The sequence below is a fragment of the Leucobacter sp. M11 genome (assembly GCF_035726885.1).
GTDB lineage: Bacteria > Actinomycetota > Actinomycetes > Actinomycetales > Microbacteriaceae > JAPFRB01.
In genome coordinates, this window is record NZ_JAPFRB010000008.1 from 65,994 (window position 1) to 68,578 (window position 2,585).

A 2,585-nucleotide genomic window follows, 5' to 3' on the forward strand; every position below is an offset into this window, starting at 1 on the left:
TCGGCCTCCGGGCCGAGCACCGGCCCCCAGCGGATCTCGGCTGGCCTCTAAGATACTGACTGTGACTCCCTCCGAAGCGGCCTCGGGCCATCGTCCCGACTCGCGCCCGAAATTGGCCGCGCGCATCGAGGACTGGATCCACGTTCGCCGCATCAAACGCGCACAGAAGCGCAATCAGCAGCCCAGCGTGATCCCCTACACCTGCTATGGCAACGGCGAGTGGGTGCGCGTGCTCGGGCGGGTGCTCTACCTGGACCCGAACGCGAAGAAGGGCAACGAGCACTTCCAGCCGCACGTGCAGCAGGTCTCGCGCGTGCGCGGCTGGCGCAGCTTCACGAGCCTGCACGCGGCGCACAGCCGGGTCCAGATCAGCATCGACGGCGAGGTCGTCACCGAGATCATCTCGGACCGCGGCGGCGTCCTGGACGCGATCATCCCGGTGCCCCTCGAGCCGGGCTGGCACACCGTGACGCTCGGCTCGGGCGAGCACGAGCAGGCGCAGGCCCCCGTCTACGTCGCCGATCCCAGCGCGCGCTTCGGCGTGATCTCGGACGTGGACGACACGATCCTGATGACGAAGCTGCCGAAGCCCTTCGTGGCCGCCTGGAACTCCTTCGTGGTCGCCGAGCAGGCCCGCACCGCGATCCCCGGCATGCCGGTGTTCCTCGACCACCTGCGCCAGGACCACCCGGGCGCACCCATGCTCTACCTCTCCACGGGGGCCTGGAACGCCGCGCCCGCGCTCACGCGCTTCATGGCGCGCAACCTCTACCCCGTCGGGCCGCTCCTGCTCACCGACTGGGGGCCCACCCACGACCGCTGGTTCCGCAGCGGCAAGGAGCACAAGCACCGGGAGCTGCGCCGCCTGGCGCGCGAGTTCCCGGACGTGCGCTGGCTGCTCATCGGCGACGACGGGCAGCACGACGAGGCGCTCTATCACGAGTTTTCGACGGAGTTCCCGAAGCACGTGGCGGCCGTGGCGATCCGGCAGCTCAGCGTCGGCGAGGCCGTGCTCGCGGGCGGGCGCTCCAAGGCCGAGCTGCACACGAGCGTGAGCGGGGTGCCCTGGGTGTACGGCCCGGACGGGGCCACCCTGAAGCACGAGCTGCTGAAGCTCGGGCTGACGTTCGAGGACCAGTCCGAGCCGCCGAGCACCTAGCCGCCGACTGACGCGGTCCCGGCTGCCCCGGCAGCCGCGGTGAACTCGGGGATCCCCGAGGACGCCCTCGGTAGACTATGAGGATGCTGACCTCGCGCTTTGTGACCTCCGAGCGCGGACCGCTCCTCCAGCCCCTGAAGTCGACCGCGGCCGCGCTGCTCGCGTGGTTCATCTGCGCGCAGATCTTCCCGGAGCAGCCGCCCATCTTCGGCGCGATCGCCGCCCTGCTCTGCGTGCAGGAGAACGTGACGACCTCGCTCACCCGTGGCCTGGAGCGCGTCGTTGGGGTCGTGCTCGGCGTGACCGTCGCGATCCTCGCGGCGCTCGTCTTCGGCGACACCGCCTGGCTGTTCACGGTCGCGATCCTCGTGTCGATCCTCGTCGGCTGGGCGCTGAAAATGACCATCGGCTCGACCAACCAGATCGCGATCTCCGCCCTGCTCATGATCGCGCTGGGCGGGCTCAGCCCGGCCTACGGCGTGGAGCGGATCGTGGAGACGCTGATCGGGGCCTTCGTCGGCATCGCGCTGAACGCGCTGATCGTCGCCCCCGTGGTCACGACCCCGGCACGCTCGGCCATCAACCGGCTCGGCTTCGACACCGCGGAGGCGCTCATCCGGCTCTCGGACGCGCTCACCGAGGCGCGGGACGAGCCCTGGCTGGAGGAGATGCTGCTCCGGGCGCGCGACCTCGGGGCGGAGCGCAGCCGGATCGAGGTGCTGCTGCGCCGGGCAACGGACTCGCTCCGGCTCAACCCGCGGGGCAGCAAGCACCGCAGGCAGATGTTTGCGGACGCCGACCTCATGGAGCGGCTGCACCCGATCGTCTCGCAGGTGATGGGGATGAGCCGGGCGCTCTACGACAACTACGACGAGACCCTCGTCGAGGACCGGAGCGTGGCGGGCATGGCCGAGGAGATGCGCCGCGCGGCGCACGACCTCATGCTCCTGCTCGATCCCGTGCAGGCCCCCTCCCCCGACGACCTGCCCCAGGACAGCGAGCCAGCGCTCACGAAGCCGTACACGATCCCGCGGCCGCACCCCGTGCACTGGGTGTTGATCGGCTCGCTCATGGAGGACCTGCGCCGGGCGCGCGAGTCGATCACCCGGGTGCGGGCGACCGAGGATGAGCCGAACCGGCCGGTCCGGCCGGGCCTGCTGACTCGGCTCAGGGCGGCGATTCGCCCGGTGCGCACGCGCGGCCGGGCTTAACCGAAGGCGGGCGGCCCGACCGAGGTCGGGCCGCCCGCCTTCCGGGTTCGCGATTACGGCTGCAGGACCGCCTGGATGTCCAGGTTGATGGTCACGTCCGGGCCGAGCACGAAGCGGCCGTTGCCGAGGGGGTTGTTCCAGGTCAGGCCGAAGTCCTCGCGCTTGACGACGGTCGTGGCCGTGAAGCCGGCCTTGTACTGGCCGTAGCCGTCCTC

General features: G+C 70.8%; 3 protein-coding genes. 2 read left to right on the forward strand and 1 reads right to left on the reverse strand.

The window, feature by feature from the left end:
* The first annotated feature begins 61 nt into the window (after positions 1–61).
* Together OOT08_RS18755 and OOT08_RS18760 are read left to right on the forward strand one after the other, a co-directional pair.
* The gene (locus OOT08_RS18755; RefSeq protein ID WP_325094422.1) at positions 62–1,159 is read left to right on the forward strand and encodes an App1 family protein; all 1,098 of its coding nucleotides are present in this window, start codon (positions 62–64) and stop codon (positions 1,157–1,159) included.
* A gap of 83 nt (positions 1,160–1,242) precedes the next feature.
* Positions 1,243–2,370 (forward strand): FUSC family protein, encoded by a 1,128-nt coding sequence (locus OOT08_RS18760; protein WP_325094423.1) that lies wholly within the window; start codon positions 1,243–1,245, stop codon positions 2,368–2,370.
* Between the two features lie 53 nt (positions 2,371–2,423).
* Here OOT08_RS18760 and OOT08_RS18765 read toward each other — a convergent pair.
* On the reverse strand, positions 2,424–2,585 hold a 162-nt coding region (locus OOT08_RS18765; protein WP_325094426.1), incomplete at its 5' end, for a YceI family protein.

What these genes read in the sequence shown, in the direction of transcription:
- OOT08_RS18760 (WP_325094423.1), top strand. Translation starts at nt 1,243, where the DNA reads ATGCTGACCTCGCGCTTTGTGACCTCCGAGCGCGGACCGCTCCTCCAG.